Annotated in this window: 17 protein-coding genes and 1 pseudogene; 5 read left to right on the top strand and 13 right to left on the bottom strand. The window is 59.2% G+C overall.

Features of this window, described 5'->3' with window-relative positions:
• Nucleotides 1-203: 203 nt before the first annotated feature.
• The gene (gene queG / locus ACPF7Z_RS04935) at nucleotides 204-1,274 is read left to right on the top strand and encodes a tRNA epoxyqueuosine(34) reductase QueG (protein ID WP_425192068.1); all 1,071 of its coding nucleotides are present in this window, start codon (nucleotides 204-206) and stop codon (nucleotides 1,272-1,274) included.
• A gap of 6 nt (nucleotides 1,275-1,280) precedes the next feature.
• On the opposite strand, the gene orn is transcribed toward queG, so the two are convergent.
• Entirely contained in the window at nucleotides 1,281-1,859 is a 579-nt protein-coding gene (gene orn / locus ACPF7Z_RS04930; RefSeq protein ID WP_425192067.1) for an oligoribonuclease, read from the bottom strand.
• 87 nt (nucleotides 1,860-1,946) lie between these two features.
• Between orn and rsgA the strand changes: the two genes are divergently transcribed.
• From rsgA to asd, 3 genes are all read left to right on the top strand, one after another.
• Complete coding sequence (rsgA, locus tag ACPF7Z_RS04925) at nucleotides 1,947-3,008, top strand: small ribosomal subunit biogenesis GTPase RsgA (protein WP_425192066.1); 1,062 nt, start codon at nucleotides 1,947-1,949, stop codon at nucleotides 3,006-3,008.
• Nucleotides 3,009-3,076: 68 nt separating this feature from the next.
• Nucleotides 3,077-3,907 (top strand): sulfurtransferase, encoded by an 831-nt coding sequence (locus ACPF7Z_RS04920; protein WP_425192065.1) that lies wholly within the window; start codon nucleotides 3,077-3,079, stop codon nucleotides 3,905-3,907.
• 58 nt (nucleotides 3,908-3,965) lie between these two features.
• A complete protein-coding gene (asd, locus tag ACPF7Z_RS04915) occupies nucleotides 3,966-4,808 on the top strand; it encodes an archaetidylserine decarboxylase (protein ID WP_425192064.1) in 843 nt (280 codons plus the stop codon).
• A 120-nt stretch (nucleotides 4,809-4,928) separates the two neighbouring features.
• Here asd and ACPF7Z_RS04910 read toward each other — a convergent pair whose 3' ends face one another.
• The 6 genes and pseudogenes from ACPF7Z_RS04910 to efp form a co-directional block, all read right to left on the bottom strand.
• Nucleotides 4,929-5,360, bottom strand: a complete 432-nt coding sequence (locus ACPF7Z_RS04910; RefSeq protein WP_425192063.1) for a universal stress protein — start codon at nucleotides 5,358-5,360, stop codon at nucleotides 4,929-4,931.
• A 69-nt stretch (nucleotides 5,361-5,429) separates the two neighbouring features.
• Complete coding sequence (locus tag ACPF7Z_RS04905; RefSeq protein ID WP_425192062.1) at nucleotides 5,430-6,800, bottom strand: ABC transporter substrate-binding protein; 1,371 nt, start codon at nucleotides 6,798-6,800, stop codon at nucleotides 5,430-5,432.
• A 25-nt stretch (nucleotides 6,801-6,825) separates the two neighbouring features.
• Nucleotides 6,826-8,262: pseudogene (locus tag ACPF7Z_RS04900) on the bottom strand (sodium:solute symporter family transporter).
• A 3-nt stretch (nucleotides 8,263-8,265) separates the two neighbouring features.
• Nucleotides 8,266-8,409, bottom strand: coding sequence for a hypothetical protein (locus ACPF7Z_RS04895; protein ID WP_425192061.1), 144 nt, complete (start codon nucleotides 8,407-8,409; stop codon nucleotides 8,266-8,268).
• A gap of 239 nt (nucleotides 8,410-8,648) precedes the next feature.
• Nucleotides 8,649-9,623, bottom strand: coding sequence for an EF-P lysine aminoacylase EpmA (epmA, locus tag ACPF7Z_RS04890; RefSeq protein ID WP_425192060.1), 975 nt, complete (start codon nucleotides 9,621-9,623; stop codon nucleotides 8,649-8,651).
• A gap of 63 nt (nucleotides 9,624-9,686) precedes the next feature.
• Entirely contained in the window at nucleotides 9,687-10,253 is a 567-nt protein-coding gene (gene efp, locus ACPF7Z_RS04885; protein ID WP_298413629.1) for an elongation factor P, read from the bottom strand.
• Between the two features lie 72 nt (nucleotides 10,254-10,325).
• Here efp and epmB point away from each other — a divergent pair, with 72 nt between their 5' ends.
• Nucleotides 10,326-11,366: an EF-P beta-lysylation protein EpmB gene (gene epmB / locus ACPF7Z_RS04880; protein ID WP_425192059.1), complete on the top strand. Its 1,041-nt coding sequence runs from the start codon at nucleotides 10,326-10,328 to the stop codon at nucleotides 11,364-11,366.
• Between the two features lie 28 nt (nucleotides 11,367-11,394).
• Here epmB and ACPF7Z_RS04875 read toward each other — a convergent pair whose 3' ends face one another.
• The 6 genes from ACPF7Z_RS04875 to parC form a co-directional block, all read right to left on the bottom strand.
• Entirely contained in the window at nucleotides 11,395-11,646 is a 252-nt protein-coding gene (locus ACPF7Z_RS04875) for a TIGR02647 family protein (protein WP_425192058.1), read from the bottom strand.
• A 94-nt stretch (nucleotides 11,647-11,740) separates the two neighbouring features.
• Nucleotides 11,741-12,118 carry a protealysin inhibitor emfourin gene (locus ACPF7Z_RS04870; protein ID WP_425192057.1) on the bottom strand — a complete coding sequence of 126 codons (378 nt, stop codon included), beginning with the start codon at nucleotides 12,116-12,118 and terminating at the stop codon, nucleotides 11,741-11,743.
• Nucleotides 12,115-13,176, bottom strand: a complete 1,062-nt coding sequence (locus tag ACPF7Z_RS04865) for a M4 family metallopeptidase (RefSeq protein ID WP_425192056.1) — start codon at nucleotides 13,174-13,176, stop codon at nucleotides 12,115-12,117. The genes ACPF7Z_RS04870 and ACPF7Z_RS04865 overlap by 4 nt, the downstream gene beginning before the upstream one ends.
• A 139-nt stretch (nucleotides 13,177-13,315) precedes the next feature.
• Nucleotides 13,316-14,998: an HD domain-containing phosphohydrolase gene (locus ACPF7Z_RS04860; protein WP_425192055.1), complete on the bottom strand. Its 1,683-nt coding sequence runs from the start codon at nucleotides 14,996-14,998 to the stop codon at nucleotides 13,316-13,318.
• Nucleotides 14,999-15,066: 68 nt separating this feature from the next.
• Complete coding sequence (gene serB / locus ACPF7Z_RS04855) at nucleotides 15,067-16,029, bottom strand: phosphoserine phosphatase SerB (RefSeq protein WP_425192054.1); 963 nt, start codon at nucleotides 16,027-16,029, stop codon at nucleotides 15,067-15,069.
• Nucleotides 16,030-16,038: 9 nt separating this feature from the next.
• Nucleotides 16,039-18,288: a DNA topoisomerase IV subunit A gene (parC, locus tag ACPF7Z_RS04850; RefSeq protein WP_425192053.1), complete on the bottom strand. Its 2,250-nt coding sequence runs from the start codon at nucleotides 18,286-18,288 to the stop codon at nucleotides 16,039-16,041.
• Nucleotides 18,289-18,364: the final 76 nt, after the last annotated feature.

Raw genomic sequence — 18,364 nt, 5'->3', positions numbered from 1 at the left:
GCATATCGGAATGTAGCCTGAGCGGTTCTCGAGAAGGGCTATGCTCAAGAACTAAAAGAAGTGTGCTCGTGACCTGCTCCCGACTATGCCCAACCCTTGGCTTAGTGTAGTGTGGCCATCCTGTCTCGAGGCCAGCCCGTCACAGCTTTCACTGTTTTTCCACGCTCATGACACATCGATATAATCCACCCGATGCCACCGACATGAATGCGCTCGCCGAGTGCATCAAGCGCCGTGGCCACGAATTGGGATTTCAGCAGGTCGGCATCACCAATACCGATCTCGACGATCATGAACACTATCTCGAGCGCTGGCTGGCGGCGGGTCACCAGGGTGAAATGGGCTTCATGGCCAAGCACGGCACCAAGCGCACCCGCCCCGAGGAACTGGTACCGGGTACGCTACGGGTCATCAGCGTGCGTATGGATTACCTGCCCCCGGAGGTCGAGACCACACGTGTTCTGGGGCAGCCGAGCAAGGCTTATGTGTCCCGCTATGCCCTTGGTCGGGACTACCACAAGCTGATGCGCAAGCGGTTGGCCACACTGGCCAAGGCCATCGAGGACGACGTCGGCACCTTCGGTTATCGCGTCTTCGTCGACTCCGCTCCGGTCATGGAACGCGCCTTGGCGCAGAAGGCCGGACTCGGTTGGTTCGGCAAGAATTCGATGCTGCTCAACCCTCAGGCCGGTTCGCTGTTCTTTCTTGGCGAGCTCTACACCGATCTGCCGCTGCCGGTGGATGCCCCTTTCGAAAGCGAACATTGCGGCAAATGTTCTCAGTGCCGCATCGCCTGCCCCACCGGCGCCATCGTCGATGACAAGGTGGTGGATTCCCGGCGCTGCATCTCCTACCTGACCATCGAGTTGCACGGTAGCATCCCCGAGAAGTACCGCGAGGCGATGGGCAACCGTATATACGGCTGCGACGACTGCCAACTGGTCTGCCCTTTTACTCGTTTCACGCGGGCCAGCGACGAAAAAGACTTTGCCCCGCGGCATGATCTCGACCGCGCCGAACTGGTGCGCCTGTTCGCCTGGAGTGAAGAAGAATTCCTGCTCAAGACCGAGGGCAGTGCCATCCGTCGCATCGGTTACGAACGCTGGCTGCGCAACCTGGCCGTGGGACTCGGCAATGCGCCTTACAGCATTGGGGTGGAAGCCGCGCTACGCGCTCGATTGGCCTATCCTTCCGATCTGGTACGCGAGCATGTTCGCTGGGCACTGGATCGACAACACGAGAAGCGGAAAACCGTCATCGCAACGAGCGCCTAGCCTTTGTCATTCACTTTTCGCCGAATCCAGACGCAGAAACGTCTGACGATAGTGGGCCAACTCATCCACGGATTCGTGAATGTCGTCCAGCGCCTTGTGCGTATTGCGCTTCTCGAAGCCTTTCAATGCGTGTGGATTCCAGCGTTTGGCCAGTTCCTTCACGGTCGAGACATCCAGATTGCGGTAGTGGAAGAAATCCAGCAGTGTCGGCATCTCACGTTCAAGGAAACGCCGGTCCTGATGCACGCTGTTACCGCATACCGGCGATGAACCAGGCACCACGTACGTCTTGAGGAAGTCCAGGGTCTTGCGCTCGGCGCTGGCGGTATCGTGGCGGCTCGACTTGACACGATCGATCAGCCCGGACTCGCCGTGGGTCTTGGTGTTCCAGCTGTCCATGGCCGCAAGCAGGCTGTCGGGCTGCTTGACGGCGATGACGGGACCTTCGGCAATCAGCTTGAGGTCATTGTCGGTGATCAGGGTTGCCACCTCGATGATACGCTCCTTGTTCGGGTCAAGACCGGTCATCTCCAGATCGATCCATACCAGCAGATCCTTGCGGGGTGTGATGGCTTGGTCAAACATGTAAAAGCTCCGAACGAAATAGGGTTGTGCGGACAGCGCCAGCCCGGCTGGTTACAATGCTAACATTGTAGGCCCGATCGAGGTGACATGAACAAACGTAAGTTATCGCGCCAACAGCGCTGGCGGATTGACAAGATTCAGGCCGAGCGCGCTGCCCGCGCCGACAAGCAGGCCTCTCGCGAATCCGAGTCTCTGGAAGCCGGCGAGTATGGCGCCGAACAGCTCGGACGTGTGATCGCTCACTTCGGTCGCACCCTGGATGTTCAGTCCGCTGTCGATGCCACGCTGCACCGCTGCCATCTGCGTGCCAATCTCGACGGGTTGGTCACCGGTGACCGGGTGATCTGGCGTCAGGCCCAGGATGACAGCGGTGTGGTCGTCGCCCGGAACCCCCGGGACAACGTGCTCGAACGCCCCGACCCGCGTGGTCAGCTCAAACCGGTGGCGGCCAATATCGACCAGATACTCATCGTCTTTGCCGTCGAGCCCACTCCCTTCGCCAATCTCATCGATCGCTATCTGGTCGCCGCCGAGGCTACCGGCATCTCCCCGGTACTGGTGCTCAACAAAATCGATCTGTTGCCCGATGGTGGCGGTGAGCTCAGCGAACTGCTCAATCATTACGAGCAATTGGGCTACACGGTCGTCCGCGCCACGACTCAGCACGAACAAGGCCTTGAGGCGCTGCATGAGTGCTTGAGGGGGCGAACCTCGGTGTTCGTGGGGCAAAGCGGCGTCGGCAAGTCATCTCTCATCGATCGCCTCCTGCCGGACGAGGCCCTTCGTATCGGCGCGCTCTCGGAGGATTCACGCAAGGGCACCCACACCACCACCACGGCACGCTTATACTCTCTTCCTGCACCCGCCGCAGGCACTCTTCCCACACCCGCCGCGGACGCCCTCCCCGGTGGCGGTGAGCTGATCGACTCGCCGGGCATTCGCGAATTCGGGCTTATCCACTTGAATGAGCAGCAAGTTACCGAAGGCTTCATCGAATTTCGCAACCTGCTGGGCCGCTGCCGCTTTCGCGATTGCCGTCACCGCAATGAGCCCGGCTGTGCGTTGATCGATGCCGTAGAACGCGGAGACGTGACCCGACAGCGCTTCACCAGCTACCGGCGTATCCTGGAGAGCCTGAAACAAGGCTGATCGTTCGCCGTAGGTCGCGAAGCTGTGTCATTATCTCAGCATTCCCGCTCGAGCAAGGAGTGACTGTCATGCGTTCTGAAGAAAACCTGCTACCGCTCATCGTCGAACCGGATCAGCTCGCCAAGCATCTGGACAACCCCCAATTGCTGATCATCGATGTGCCCCTCAAGACCGAGAGCTATAGCGAAGGCCATGTACCCGGCGCCCTTTTCCTCGACCATCGCCGGTTGATGCGGGGTCAAGGCAATGTACCCAACGACGTGCCCGATGAAGAAGCATTATCCCAATTGTTTTCGTCGTTGGGCCTGACTCGGGATACCCACGTGGTGGCCTATGATGACGAAGGCGGCGGCTGGGCCGGTCGACTACTCTGGACCCTGCAACTGATCGGGCATACCCGTTATTCATACCTGAACGGCGGCATTCATGCCTGGCGCGCCGAGGCACTGCCTCAATCGACCGATACCCCTCAGCCCCAGCCCAGCGATTATCAGGCGGAAATTCTCAACCCCCAGGTCATGATCGAACGGGACGAGCTCGTCGAGCGTCTGGGTGAGAAGGAATTTGCCGTCTGGGATGCACGCTCCCCAGAGGAGTACCGCGGCGAGAAAGGCAATAACAAGCACCTGGGACACATCCCCGGCGCGATCAACATGGAGTGGACCGATGCCATGGATCGTGAGCGTGGCCTGCGCATTCGTGACTATGCCGAATTGGTGACGGAGCTCGAGGCTCAAGGGCTGACCCCAGATATGGAGGTGGCTACCTATTGTCAGAGCCATCATCGCAGCGGTTTTACCTGGCTGGTGGGCAAGGCGCTTGGCTTCGACAAGATACGCGGCTACGCCGGCTCCTGGCAGGAGTGGGGCAATCGCGACGATACGCCGATAGAGAAGTAGAAGAGCCACTCGCGAGCTATTCTTGCAAGCAATATGCTATTCATTGGAATCAACATCTGTGACTCAAGACAAGCTGTTCTCTCTTATTCAGTATCCTCTACCCCATCATCTGATATCGCGCCTGTCGGGCCTGGTCGCCGACAGCCGCGCAGCCTGGTTCAAGGATCCGTTCATCAAATGGTTCATTCGCCGCTACGGCGTCGACATGAGCCAGGCACAGGAGCCCGATCCCACTGCTTACAACTGCTTCAACGACTTCTTCACTCGGGCGCTACGCGATGACGCACGTCCCATCGGCGACGGCATGGTATCCCCCGCCGATGGTTTCTTATCTCAGTTCGGCGACGTCGAGCACGGCACCTTGATCCAAGCCAAGGGCCAGCGCTATTCAGTGACCTCGCTGCTCGGCGGCGACACCCGGCGCGCCAATCCCTTCCGCCAGGGCAGCTTCGCCACCGTCTATCTCTCGCCCAAGGATTATCATCGCGTGCACATGCCGGTGACCGGCACCCTGCGTGAGATGACTTATGTCCCTGGGCGTCTGTTCTCGGTCAACCTGGCCACCGCCGATCAGGTACCGAGACTGTTTGCGCGCAACGAGCGCCTGGTGTGCATCTTCGATACCGAGTTCGGCCCCTTAGCCATGGTGCTGGTCGGCGCGATGATCGTGGCAGCCATCGAGACCGTCTGGGCGGGCCAGATCACGCCTCGCTCGAAGCACATCCAAACGACCCGCTTTGACAAGCCCATCACGCTTGCCAAGGGCGCCGAGATGGGCCGCTTCAAACTCGGCTCCACGGTGATCCTATGCTTTGGGCAGAACGTCGATTTCCGTAACGATCTGGGCATCGACGACAGCCCGGTGAGCATGGGCCAGACGCTGGGTGATTTGTCCCGTTGATTCCTTCCCGGATAGGCCGAGGGACAACCTGAGCAATGGCGGCCCGAGCGTTTCAGCGACACGCTCTACTGGGATGCACCGTGCAACGAGATTCGATAGGCGCTGTTTTGAAAGCCAAACTCAACGCACGACCAGGACCGAACAGGGCGCGTGGCGCACGATGCTCTCCGAGTCGTTGCCCAGCAGGACCCGGGCCAGCGATTCCCGGCCGCGATTGCCCACTATCAGCAATCCCACCTCGATCTCTTCCGCCAGACGCAGGATTTCCGTGTCCACGCGCCCCATGCGAAGATGCGCCACCACCGCGTGGGCACCACCGGCCTTGGCCTTCTCGACCTCTTGATCCAACCGCTTCTGGCTTTGCTGTTCCAGCTTTTCATACTGCGTCACCGAGAGCGTGTCCGGGTGTGTCCAGGGTGAAATAAGACAGACAAGAAGCATATGCAGCTCCGATCCCGTGGCGGCAGTGAGTTCGACCGCCTGGGTGATGGCGCGATCCGAAGCGGTCGATCCGTCAACGGCCACCATGATCTTCGTGGGATACATTTTCATTTCTTGCCTCCGGGACGTGAATCGTCACGTTGTCGAGGGTCGGATTCTGGCCGCAGCGCCGACGCGCGCTTAGCCCCGCTTGTCTAGAATCAGCTGCAGCTCGCGCTGCAGTTGGCGCACGGCCTGGTGGCCGGTCAGCTCGCCGCGCAGCACGCGATTGAAAGCGATCGCCAGGCGTTCTGACATGGCCGCGTAATACGGCGTGACCGGGCGCAGCCGGGCATCGTCGATCGCGCGGCGGCCGAGCTCCATGACCGGGACCTGCCCGAGCAACTGCTCGTTGTCGTACAGTGCGCTGAGGGTAGGTAGGAACCCGCCATCGCGGGCGCGCTGTTCCTGGCGCTCGGCGGACGCGGCGAAGCGGATGAATTCCCACGCCGCCTCCTGTTTTGGCGATTGGGCGTTGATCATCAGATTCCAGCCGCCCAGGCAGCTATACGAGTGACGGTTGCTGCTCGCTCTAGGAATGGGCGCAATGCCGACCTGATCAGCGCTGAGCCGAGACCCGTCTTCATCGATCAGACCGTAAACGAATGGCCAATTGCGCATGAAAACGGCGTCACCGTTCAAAAACGCCTGTGCGGCATCCTGCTCGCGAAAATTCACCACTTGCCGGGGGGCGACACCGCCCTCGATCAACCCCCGCGGGATGCTCATCCCCCGGGCCGCATCCTCGCTATTGATCGTGATGACATTGGGGGAGCTCACATCCATGCCGAAGGCCGCGGCGGTAGACAGATTGCCGGTGAGAACGCGCCCGCCGGCACTCCATAGAAATTCCAGCATGTTGGTCACGCCGCCCTCATATTCGGCTCCCTGGAAAACAAAACCGTACTTCGTGCCGGCCTTGTCCCGCGCGTCCATCGCCATCCTCGTAAGCTCGTCCCAAGTCTCGGGCGGTTTTTCATGCCCGGTGGATTCGAGCAGATCGCGGCGATAGTAGAGCATGCCGGCGTCCGTGAACCAGGGGACACCCCAGAGGCGATTGCGATAGCCCACGGAATTGAGCGGCGCGTCCAGAAAATCGCTGGACGCATAGGCGTCGTTGAAGCGAGCGGTCAAATCCGTGACATAGCCGCGGCTGGCAAAGGCCGCGGTCCAGACCATGTCGCCGCCGAACACGTCGATGCGGCGGGACTCGACGTCGAAATCCGACACGATCTGGCGATAGAAAGCGTCGCTGGCGCGCGGCATCAATTGATAGCGTACGCGAATCCTGTCCTCGTACTGCTGATTGAACGCCTCGATCAAAGCCTGCAGGCTGCCGGAATCATCCGGCCCGAAGGCGAAGGTGATCTCTTCCGGCTTGTCGGCCGCGATCGCACCCAGCGGTGACAACCCCAGGACAGCCATACCGCCAAGACCAAGGCCGCTCAGCAGTAGACGGCGCCGAGTTGAATCCGGGTGCACTGCTGCATTTTTATCAGTTGGCAATTTCATGCGGTGCCCTCCTCGTGCGCCGGCGCTACCAGAACCAAATGACAATGATCGCAGTGACGGCCATCAGAACCATCGACTGATAGCGGTAGTTCTGCCAAGCCGGCTTGGCGGCAAGCTCTTCGGACTCATCCTTGAAAACCTGTGTCGTCCAGATCAGCTTGTCGACCTCTTCATCAGACTTGTGCTGGGTAATCAGACTAACGCCGATAATCAGCGCAAGCCCGACAAAGAACTGCACGATGGCCGCATAGAGGAAATGAAAATCCACCAAGCCGCCGACCTGTACGGTGAAAAAGCCGAGTATGCCGATACCCAGACCGCCCAGGAAGGCAGCGAATGCACCGGTCGGCGTAGCACCCCGCCAGAGAATACCGACGAAGAAAATCGCCACCACCGGTGGCGTCACGTATGCCAGGATCGACTGGAAATAGCTCCACAGCGACTGGAAGTGGATGATCTGTGGCGCCCAGGTCACGACGATCACCATGACGATCACGGTGGTCAATTGACCGATGCGCACCAGCGCAGCATCGCTGGTCTTCGGCCGCAGCGGCTTTACGAAATCCATCGTCACCATGGTCGATACCGAATTGAGAATCGAGTCGACGGTGGACGTGATCGCGGCGATCAGCGCGGCCAAAATGATGCCGCGCAATACCATGGGCAGCAGGTCGAACGCGATCGTTGGAAATGCCAGGTCCGGTGTTTTCAGATCGGGATACAGCTTCAATGCCATCACCCCGGGCAGGATCATGATGAACAGCGATGTGAGCTTCAGGAAACCGGCAAAGATCGATCCCCAGCGCCCATGATCCAGTGACTTCGCCCCCAGGGTGCGTTGCACGATCAGCTGGTTGTTGGCCCAGAAATAGATACCGATGATCAACACGCCGAACAGGCCTGGCCACGGCAGGCTGGGATCGTCGATGGGTCGTATGATGCTCATACCGTTTTCCGGGGCGGCCCGGACCATGGCGTCCCAGGAGGGAATCGCATAAAGCCCGGCAACGAACACGAGTGTGGCGCCTATCAGCAGCACGCAGGCCTGGATCGTATCGCTGATCACGACCGCCCCAAGACCGCCGAAGTAGGACATGATCCCGGCGAGTATCGTCAGCCCAAGAACACCGACCCAAAGATCAATGCTCGGGAAAAGTGTCTGCAGCACGAGACCGCCGGCATAGAGCGCTCCCGCGCAGTCCAGAAAGATGCTCAGGAAGACCAGCATCCCGGCGAAGATATAGCGCGAGCGCGCGTCGAAGCGGCGCTCGATGAACTCCGGCATGGTGAATACCCCGGAGCGCAGATAAAACGGCAGAAGCATGAAGACGAAGATGACCAGTGCCACCGCGGCCATTCACTCATAGCTGTAGACCGCGATCCCCGAACTGTAGCCTGCGCCGGCCATGCCCACGAACGATGCACCGGACATGTTGGTCGCAAACAGCGAAAAACCGATCATTGGCTAGATAAAGTTTCGACCGCCCAGAAAGAAGCTGCCGGTGTCTCCTTGCTTGCCTCGCGTTAGCCACAATGGGATGGCACGACTGGCGATCAGATAAATAACGACGACGGCGATATCGATCCATGTGATATTGAATTCCTGCACGATTGTTCTCCTTTTTTCGAATCTCCAACGTCGCTTGACGCCGCTGTCGCTTCCTTTCGAAATCGTTATGAATTCACACGACTGAACTCGAGCAATCGGGCATTATCATTATTTTCAAGACCGGGCATCCCTCGGCACGCCGAAACTTTAGACGCTATCCTTGAAGCCTAGTTTCGAATTGCCAGCTCGTCGAAGTTTGCCATTCCTCCATTGGAAGGGAGTAAGTTCACCTCCTTCATTTAACTGACTGGCACCGCAAAGGCCATCACCTCCGCCACGCTCTGCTTACCCAACGCCAGCTGAATCAATCGATCGACACCCAATGCTACGCCGCTGCCTTCTGGCATTCCCGCCTGAAGTGCCGCGACCAGGCGCGCATCGATATCGACAGGTGATTTACCCATATCCCCGCGCTCGATGTTGTCCGCGGCGAAACGCCAGGCTTGTTCATCGGCATCGATCAGCTCGTCATAGCCGTTGGCCAGCTCCAGCCCTTGCACATAGACCTCGAAGCGCGCCGCCACCTCGGCGCCATCTTCCGGGTCATATCGACGGCGCGCCAATGCCGCCTGGCTGGCCGGGTAATCGATAATCACGTCGATGCCCTCTTGCCCCAGCGCCGGCTCGATGACCAGGCTCATCAGCAAATCCAGGCAGTCGTCTCGCGGGCTATCGGTCATGTCCAGACCGCCCTGTTCACTTGCCAGGCGACGCAGGTCATCGAGCGAGGTGGTGAAGGGATCGATTTCCAGATAGTCGCGAAACAGTTCACGATAGCGGCGCAGCCGCCTGGGGCCCACCCAAGGTAGCAACAGCCGAATCAGCGCCTCGGCCTCGTCGATGAGATCATTCAGGGAAAACCCGGGCCGATACCACTCGAGCATGGTGAACTCGAGATTGTGACGCTGCCCCACCTCGCCGTCACGAAAGCTGCGCGCCAGTTGGAAGATCGGCCCGCTGCCGGCTGCCAGCAGACGCTTCATGTGAAATTCCGGGGAGGTTTGCAGCCACAGCCGTTCACGTCCTGCTGATGTGGTAGCAGTCAGGGAAAGCGAATCAAGATGAAGATCGGTACTGCCGCCATGACCCAGAATCGGCGTTTCCACCTCGAGCACATCGCGCTCGGAGAAGAAGCCGCGAATCCTGGCCAGGGAGCGGGCGCGGGCACGCAGCGTGTCGATGGTAGCAGTGGGTTGCCAGTCAATATCGTCCATTGGAAGCCCATAAAAACGCCGAGCGCTGGGCTCGGCGTTGTGTGTAGCCTGAAGCGAAAGGTTTTACGCGCGAGAGACATACTCGCCGCTTCGCGTGTCCACCTTCAACACTTCACCCTGATTGATGAACAGCGGCACCTTCACCACAGCGCCGGAGGAGAGCGTGGCCGGCTTGGAGCCGCCCTGGGCGGTATCGCCCTTGAGGCCTGGATCGGTCTCGGTGACTTCCAGCTCGATGAAGTTAGGTGGGGTTACGCTGATCACGTTGTCATTCCACAAGGTAACGGTATAAGCGACCTGCTCCTTGAGCCATTTCTCCGTATCTCCCAAGGCCTTCTTCGCCACCGGGTACTGCTCGAAGGAACCATCGGTGCGCATGAAGTACCACATGTCGCCGTCGGTGTAGAGATATTCCATTTCCAGATCGAGCACATCGGCGCCTTCCAGGGATTCACCGGACTTGAAGGTGCGCTCCCAAACGCGCCCGGTGTTCAGGTTACGCAGCTTGACGCGATTGAACGCCTGGCCTTTGCCCGGTTTGACGAATTCGTTCTCGACGATGTTGCAGGGGTCGCCATCCAGCATCACCTTCAGACCGGCCTTGAATTCGTTGGTAGAATAGTTCGCCATGCTTCCTCGCTAATGATTCGAACGCGGCAGACTCGTACACACCGCGCGGATGAACTCAATTTTGGTGCACAGATGATAACCCGAAGCCCGGCCAGTTTGCAGCGCGTTATTCCTACGGCCACGGAGAAGGCCGATCCAGGTTGGCAGGCCCAACTTAGTGGTGCACTACGCGATCCGCGTGCCCTGCTTGCTCGTCTGAAGTTGAACGAAGCGTTGTTGCCAGGGGCCGAGGCAGGTCACGAATTGTTCGAGGTCCGCGTGCCAGAGGCCTATCTGGCACGCATCCGCCCTGGTGATCCCAACGATCCCCTGCTGCGCCAGGTGCTGCCCTTGAGTGTCGAAACCGGCACTGTGCAAGGCTTCGTCAGCGATCCACTGGCAGAGGCCGAGCATACCCAACGTCCCGGAGTGATTCACAAGTATTCCAATAGGGTGCTGCTGATCGCTAGCCCCACCTGCGCCATCAATTGTCGCTACTGTTTTCGGCGTCAATTTCCCTACGCCGAGAACTCGCCGTCGCGGGCGCAATGGAATGACGCCCTGGATTATTTAAGAAGCGATTCCTCCATTCAGGAGGCAATTCTCTCCGGCGGCGATCCGCTGGCCTCCAGTGACAGACGCTTGGGCTGGCTGGTGGAGCGTCTAGACGCAATACCACATCTCAAGCGTCTGCGCATTCATACCCGGCTGCCGGTGGTGATTCCGGACCGGATCAATGATGCCCTGCTTGGTTGGCTGAGCAAGACCCGACTGCAGAAGGTGATGGTGCTGCACATCAACCATGCCAACGAGATCGACGATGAGGTCATCGCAGCCTGCGCCCGCCTGCGCTCGATCGGCGTGACCCTGCTCAATCAGAGCGTGCTGCTGCGGGGCGTGAACGACGACGTAGAGACTCTGGCGGCGCTTTCCGAACGGCTATTCGAGGCCGGCATACTGCCCTACTATCTGCACGTGCTCGACCCGGTCAGCGGCGCTGCACACTTCGACGTGCCGGATGAAGAAGCCGTTATCTTGGTGGACGCCCTGCGAGAGCGTCTTGCAGGCTTTCTCATGCCGCGACTGGTGCGGGACGTGCCGGGAGAGAAGAGCAAGACGCCCTTGAACGGATAAGCGCCTGGCACCAGGTCAGGCGAACAATTCATGACATGGTTGCCGGCGCGCTCGTCAGAATGGTCAATAGGTCCTGGGCCTGCGTTGCCGCATCATACCCCAGACCGGTGAGGTAGCCGCCATCGGTCTGAGTCACCAGACCACGCTCATGCAATCGCGAGACAGCAGCGATCTTGTCGGGATCGGCATTGGAGTGCACCTTGATCCCTTCCTGGGTGGTGGCCAGATTGAACAGACAAAGGACATTGAGTTCTTCGAGCATTTCCGGGGTATAACGCATGACTACCTCGACAATCGGCATTGGTAAATAGACGCTTACACTTTAGGCTAGAACGCCATGTTACGCCCATTTTCATGGCCGATCTCACATTCCATTACTGTTCGCCCTTGTCCGGCATGCCGCTTTTCCACAGCGCGACCAACGCCTCCGGGGTCTCGTCTTCATTCAGACTCAGCGACCACACGCAGCAGGTGTCGAACTCCGATGAATCCTGTTGTTGCGGCTCTTCGATATCGACGTGAAACACCCGCCGATCGGCGCCGGGTGCCGGCGTGTCGCTGCAGCTGCGCGCCGCCAGATTCAACACGTTTTCAAGTTCACGACGCTGCTCGTCCGTGCATTCACCACACAGAATTCTGCGTGGTTTCATCAGACCGGGAAAGGCTGCCACCCCGCCCTCTCGGCGAATGGCAACGACACTGTTCTTTCTCAATTCAGCCTTGTTCTGTTCAGCTGACGACTTGTCGTTCATGCGATCACCCCCACGGCCTGCCAGGCGTCACGTATCGCGATGGCTTCCTGGCTTTCGGTCCCAAAACGGCGACTGGCGTTATCGACGGTCAAGCTAGCGAAGGTGGCGAAGTCGCTCTCTTGGGTCAATCGCGAATCATGTAGCGTGTCGTACCAGACGAAGCCACAGGTCTGCCAGGCGTATCCGTCCAAGGCCATCGCCGCCAGATAGAAGGCATGGTTGGGGATGCCGGAATTGATATGCACGCCCCCGTTATCCTCTTCTGTCTCAACGAAGTCGTCCATGTGAGCAGGCTGAGGATCCTTGCCCAGGATGGGATCGTCATAAGCCGTGCCGGGCGCTGCCATGGAACGCAGCGCACGCCCCTGGACTCGCTCGGTAAACAGCTCGGCACCGATCAGCCAATCCGCTTCTGCGGCAGTCTGGCCGAGGTGATATTGCTTTGTAAGACTGCCGAAGACATCCGCAAGCGATTCATTGAGCGCACCAGACTGATAGGTATACACAAGACCCGCTTCCCGTTCGATGACGCCATGGGCCAGTTCATGGCCCACCACGTCCAGCGCTGCAGTAAAACGATTGAAAAGCTCGCCGTCACCATCGCCGAACACCATCTGGGCACCGTTCCAGAAGGCGTTTTCATAATCCTGACCATAATGCACCGTGCCTAGTAGCGGCAGCCCTTGGTCGTCGATGGAATTACGCTCAAACGCTTCCCAGAAAAAGCGATAGGTGACTCCCAGCCAGCGATAAGCCTCATCGACGGTCGGGTCGCCGGACTCATCCTGCCCCTCCTCCCGCACAAGAGTACCCGGAAGCACCTCTTGATAGTTGGCGGAGTAGATATAGCGTGCAGCTTGTCCTGGTCGAGGACTGCCCTCCGGCATGTCCATATTGGCCACGATATCCGGTGCACGACGGGCGCGGAAGTAATGATCCACTTCGAGAGTACGTTGGGCGCATCCTTGAAGATGTACCTCATCATGGGCAGCTATCCGTTCGAGGATGAACGGCGGAATGAACCCTTGACGGGTTGAACCTAGCGTCGGCTTACTCATCATTACGGTCTCCTGGTGAACAATCAGTTCGGTTCCCTACGCCGACTATTGTTCTGCTGCGACTCGTCATCTTCTCCGGGAGTTCCCATTACTTTTTAACTACCAGATATTTTTCCTTTATTGTGCAGAGTGGTTAGACCTACTGCTGAGGTAACAACTCTGGTGCCGGCGCCCTGACCACGGAATCGATAGACCCTAGTGAGGCGATTTCTCTGCCCGTACGCAGCTGAGGCGTTGGGCTGATCACCGCGATCTGATGCGGCATTCCGCGCGAATCCAGACGCTGGATCCAGCCGTGGGCCCCGGTCGAGAACCGTACCAGGCCGCCAATGGGATGTAGGCCGAAATGGCGAATATAGCGCTGCACCCATACGCTGTCGTAAAGCGCATCATTGATCAGCAGGTGGCGATAGATCTCTTCTATCGACCAAGTCTGGCGATCCGGACGGGGGCGACTCATGGCATCGATGGCGTCGACGACCATCGCCATACGACTCAAGGACGAAAGTTCGTCGCTCCTTAATTGCCGTGGATAGCCACTGCCGTCAAGACGCTCGTTGATCTCGCCGATGATGCTCTGAACGACCTGAGGCTCGATCCAGCGACAGCTGCGCAGACGTTCACGAATCATCGGCACGTGGGCAGCGAGCTGCTCGCGCTGCTGCTGATCGAAGTCCGTGCTCTCGAGAAGGCTGTCAGGCAATAACGCCTTGCCCAGATCGTGCACCATGGCCGTGGCGACAACAGCCTTGAGCAGCTTGCGAGGTATATCGCGGGACCCGGCCAGATCCGCAAGATGAATCGCAACGCTCAAACCATGTTGCACCGGCAGAGGATCGCGATGCAGACAAACGGTGGCGAACAGCAGGGCTTCGCGATCCTCCTCGAGCAGGCTCAATAGCTTGTCGCTGTGGCTCGAGAGCAGCGTGCTATCGATTGCCTCCCCTTGCTGCAGCTGGACCATCTGCCCATTGAGATAGTCGGCTATCTTGGCCAGACGGCGCGCCATGGGGGTCGAATATTCCGCCCGGGGCCGGCGCGAAGGCGGTGCCTGGGTCTGACTGGATGCCGCTTGAAAGAGTGATGAAGGGCTCAGATCGCTGTCTGCTTGGGAAACGTCCTTGCGCGCGCTTTCGCGTTCGATCTCCTTGACCAGAAACCAGATCAGGCGTTCGAGTTTCGAGGTCAGCACACTGAATTTACAGCCGAGAAGCGCACGTTTCCATTGGTTGTCGATATGTACGTGACGAACCTCACCTTGTGTGGCGAAGGTCTGTCCACTGGGAAAGGTCGCTTCAAGACGCGGCAATGGTTGCCCTGTGCGTAGTTTCGCTGCATCACTCAACGAAATCTCAACCAGGCAGCCACCCAGTGAAAGATTCAGCAGCTTACCGCTCAAGGGTGTCTCCAGGTCTTGAATCTCGAGATTGACCGCAACCGCCATGCTCGGCCCCAACTCGGCGCGAAAGGCCTCGCGCCGATGCCAGACGTCGAGGCTCTCGGGATAGTCACAGCCAAATCGTAGCCGACCCGGCACATCGTTGAGAGGCTCGGCGATCAACGGCGGGGTCATTACCATTGCCCCGTGTGCCTGCCCCGTGAGATGAAAGGCACGCTGTGCAGCGAGGGCACCGGCGACTTCCGGTGCCGCCGTGACGTCGAGTAACAATTGCTCCCCGACGATTACTTTGGCCAGTAGTATATTGGCCGGCGCCACCATCTGCTCTTCGAAGGCCAGCGAAACCCATCCAAGCTGGCTCATCGCCTCCAGCAGCTTTTGCATTTCACCCGCATGGTCGATACGGGAAGGGGTTTCGTTCATCTGCTCCACCTTTGCTTAACCCTGCACACGCCTGATTCGTGGCATCAGCTCGGCGCGATTATCGTTTTTTACTCAGCAATACTGTGACCATCGTCATCCTGCAAATCACCCTGGCGATACCCTAGCAAGTACAGCACTGCGTCCAATCCAAGCGTCGAAATGGACTGGCGCGCCTGACGTCTTACTAGCGGTTTGGCGCGATAGGCGATACCCAATCCGGCAGTCGCGAGCATTTTCAAATCGTTGGCACCATCTCCTACGGCGATGGTCTGCTCCAGATGCAGCCCTTCTCGCTCGGCAATATCCTCCAATAACATGGCTTTGCGCTCGGCATCGACAATCGGCTCCTGTACTTCTCCGGTTACCCGGCCATTCTCGATCACCAGCGCGTTGGCATGGATTTCATCGAAGCCCAGTTTGGCCTGAAGATAGCGCGCAAAATAGCTAAACCCACCGGACAGGATGACGGTGTAATAGCCAAGCCGCTTGAGATGTTTCATCAAGCGCTCCACCCCTTCCATCAACGGTAGATTGTCGGCAATCTCGATGAGCACTGCTTCATCGAGCCCCTTGAGTTTTGCCATGCGCTCGCGAAAGCTCTGTTTGAAATCCAATTCACCGCGCATGGCCCGCTCGGTAACCGCTGCCACTTCCTCAAACACGTCGTGGCGACGCGCCAGTTCGTCGATGACCTCGGCCTTGATCAGGGTCGAATCCATGTCGAAGCAGATCAAGCGACGCTGACGACGCCAGATGGAATCCTCCTGAATGGCGATGTCCATGCCCTGCAGGGCGCCCAACGCCAGCGCCTCCTCACGCAGCGATTCGATATCGATATCGCCGCCGCTCATGCGGTACTCAACGCAGTCGCCGTGAGGCGACATCTCCCCCCCCAACGACGCATGGCCGGCAAGCCAATCACGCTGCTCGATATTCAAACCATGGTTGGCGATCAAACCATCGACACCAGCGATACTATCGGCAGAAAGGCGCGGCGCCAGTAGGGTCAGGATCAACGTGTCTTGCGTCATAACCGTTTTTTATTCCACTGCCAGTCGATCGACTTTCTGGAAGCCACGCGGCAGTTTGCTGCCGCGCCGTCCACGCTCCCCGGCATAATAGGCAAGATCGCTGGGTTTGAGGGTCAGCTTGCGCTTACCGGCGTGGATCACCAGCGACGCGCCCTCTGGCAATATCACCATGTCACGCACGAACTCCTCCCGGCGTGCCGCCCGGGCACCGGGAATATCGATCATCTTGCTCCCCTTGCCCTTGCTCATTTCGGGCAATTGATCGAGTCCGAACAGCAGCATGCGACCTTCATTGGAGACCACCGCGACTCTTGCTGCCGTGTCATCGGGCAGTATTTGCGGTGTGAGTACGTTGCAACCCTTTGGCGGTGACAAAGCCGCCTTACCGGACTTGTTCTTGCCGGTCAAATCCCCGAGCTTGACGATGAACCCATAGCCGCCATCCGAAGCCAGCAGGTAACGGCTCTCGGGTGGCGCCAGCATCAGCCCGACCATGTGCGCCCCGGCACCGGGATTGACGCGACCGGTGATCGGCTCGCCCTGGCTGCGGGCGCTGGGCAGGTTATGCGCCGCCAACGTATAGGCACGGCCACTGTCGTCGAGCAACACCAGCGGCTGATTGGTCTTGCCCCGGGCCGCCAGATGGAAACGATCCCCGGCCTTGAAAGCGAGCCCCGCCGGATCGATCTCGTGGCCCTTGGCGCTGCGAATCCAGCCCTTCTCGGAGAGCACAACAGTAATCGGATCGGCGCCCATCAACTCGACCTCGGACAATGCCTTGGCTTCCTCGCGCTCAACGATCGGCGAGCGCCGGGCATCGCCATGCTCCTTGCCCGCCTCACGTAACTCTTGTTCGATCAAGTCGGTCAGGGCATCGTCATTGCCGAGGAGCTTCTTGAGGCCCTTGCGTTCGGCCTTGAGCTCGTCCTGCTCGCCACGAATCTTCATCTCCTCTAGTTTGGCCAGGTGGCGCAAACGCAGTTCGAGAATGGCTTCCGCCTGACGGTCGGACAGATCGAAGGCCGCGATCAGGGCAAGTTTGGGTTCGTCCTCCTCGCGGATGATTCGGATCACCTCGTCGATATTGAGATACGCTGCCAGCAACCCCTCGAGGATATGCAGGCGATCTTCGACCTTGCCCAGGCGATACTCGAGGCGCCGACGCACCGTGGCGCGCCGATAGCGCAGCCATTCGCCGAGCATGTCCGGCAGCGACATCACTCGCGGGCGCCCATCGAGGCCAATGATATTGAGATTGACCCGCACGCTCTTCTCGAGATCCGTGGTGGCGAACAGATGCGCCATCAGCCCTTCGATATCGATACGATTGGAGCGAGGTTCGATCACCAACCGGGTGGGATTCTCATGGGTCGACTCGTCGCGAAGATCCGCCACCATAGGCAGTTTCTTGGCCTGCATCTGGGCGGCGATCTGCTCCAGTACTTTGGAGCCACTGACCTGATAGGGCACCGCGGTGACGATCACATTGCCATCCTCCAGACTGTAGCGAGCCCGCAACTTGACCGAACCGCGCCCCCCCGCATAGAGCCTGGCAAGTTCCTCCCGGGAGGAAATGATCTCCGCCTCGGTGGGAAAGTCCGGGGCCGGCACATACTTGAGCAGATCGCCGACGCTGGCCTCAGGATGACGCAGCAGATGACAGGTCGCCTCCACCACTTCGCTCACGTTGTGCGGCGGAATGTCCGTGGCCATGCCCACCGCAATACCGGTAGCGCCATTGAGCAGCACATGGGGCAAGCGAGCCGGCAGCACCGCCGGCTCGTTCATGGTGCCATCGAAGTTGAGCATCCAGTCCACGGTGCCCTGACCCAGCTCGGACAGCAGGACCTCGGAGAACTTCGACAGTCGCGCCTCGGTGTAGCGCATCGCCGCAAACGACTTGGGATCGTCCGGGCTGCCCCAGTTGCCTTGACCATCCACCAGCGGATAGCGATAGCTGAAGGACTGCGCCATCAGCACCATGGCTTCGTAGCAGGCACTGTCGCCATGCGGATGGAACTTGCCCAGCACGTCGCCGACGGTACGCGCCGACTTCTTGTACTTGGCATTGGCGGTCAGCGACAGCTCGCGCATGGCGTAGATGATGCGTCGCTGCACCGGCTTCATGCCGTCGCCGATATGGGGCAAGGCGCGGTCGAGAATCACGTACATCGAGTAGTCGAGGTACGCCTTCTCGGTATATTCGCGAAGAGAGAGACGTTCGACGTCGCCCTCTTCCACATGAACATCTATGGTCATTGGTTCACCTTGGGAAAGTGGCTGGGCTCGCCTACTTTCAGCGTGGCGGTAATTCTTTTAGTCGCAAAGCCGCTTC

Origin of the sequence: Halomonas sp. GXIMD04776 (assembly GCF_049808615.1) — a bacterium.
GTDB lineage: Bacteria > Pseudomonadota > Gammaproteobacteria > Pseudomonadales > Halomonadaceae > Modicisalibacter.
The sequence above is the reverse complement of the archived record's forward strand: the minus strand, read 5'-3'. Positions and strand labels throughout refer to the sequence as shown.

What these genes read in the sequence shown, in the direction of transcription:
- queG (WP_425192068.1), top strand. Translation starts at nt 204, where the DNA reads ATGAATGCGCTCGCCGAGTGCATCAAGCGCCGTGGCCACGAATTGGGA.
- orn (WP_425192067.1), bottom strand. Translation starts at nt 1,859, where the DNA reads ATGTTTGACCAAGCCATCACACCCCGCAAGGATCTGCTGGTATGGATC.
- rsgA (WP_425192066.1), top strand. Translation starts at nt 1,947, where the DNA reads ATGAACAAACGTAAGTTATCGCGCCAACAGCGCTGGCGGATTGACAAG.
- ACPF7Z_RS04920 (WP_425192065.1), top strand. Translation starts at nt 3,077, where the DNA reads ATGCGTTCTGAAGAAAACCTGCTACCGCTCATCGTCGAACCGGATCAG.
- ACPF7Z_RS04910 (WP_425192063.1), bottom strand. Translation starts at nt 5,360, where the DNA reads ATGAAAATGTATCCCACGAAGATCATGGTGGCCGTTGACGGATCGACC.
- ACPF7Z_RS04905 (WP_425192062.1), bottom strand. Translation starts at nt 6,800, where the DNA reads ATGAAATTGCCAACTGATAAAAATGCAGCAGTGCACCCGGATTCAACT.
- epmA (WP_425192060.1), bottom strand. Translation starts at nt 9,623, where the DNA reads ATGGACGATATTGACTGGCAACCCACTGCTACCATCGACACGCTGCGT.
- efp (WP_298413629.1), bottom strand. Translation starts at nt 10,253, where the DNA reads ATGGCGAACTATTCTACCAACGAATTCAAGGCCGGTCTGAAGGTGATG.
- epmB (WP_425192059.1), top strand. Translation starts at nt 10,326, where the DNA reads ATGATAACCCGAAGCCCGGCCAGTTTGCAGCGCGTTATTCCTACGGCC.
- ACPF7Z_RS04875 (WP_425192058.1), bottom strand. Translation starts at nt 11,646, where the DNA reads ATGCGTTATACCCCGGAAATGCTCGAAGAACTCAATGTCCTTTGTCTG.
- ACPF7Z_RS04870 (WP_425192057.1), bottom strand. Translation starts at nt 12,118, where the DNA reads ATGAACGACAAGTCGTCAGCTGAACAGAACAAGGCTGAATTGAGAAAG.
- ACPF7Z_RS04865 (WP_425192056.1), bottom strand. Translation starts at nt 13,176, where the DNA reads ATGAGTAAGCCGACGCTAGGTTCAACCCGTCAAGGGTTCATTCCGCCG.
- ACPF7Z_RS04860 (WP_425192055.1), bottom strand. Translation starts at nt 14,998, where the DNA reads ATGAACGAAACCCCTTCCCGTATCGACCATGCGGGTGAAATGCAAAAG.
- serB (WP_425192054.1), bottom strand. Translation starts at nt 16,029, where the DNA reads ATGACGCAAGACACGTTGATCCTGACCCTACTGGCGCCGCGCCTTTCT.
- parC (WP_425192053.1), bottom strand. Translation starts at nt 18,288, where the DNA reads ATGACCATAGATGTTCATGTGGAAGAGGGCGACGTCGAACGTCTCTCT.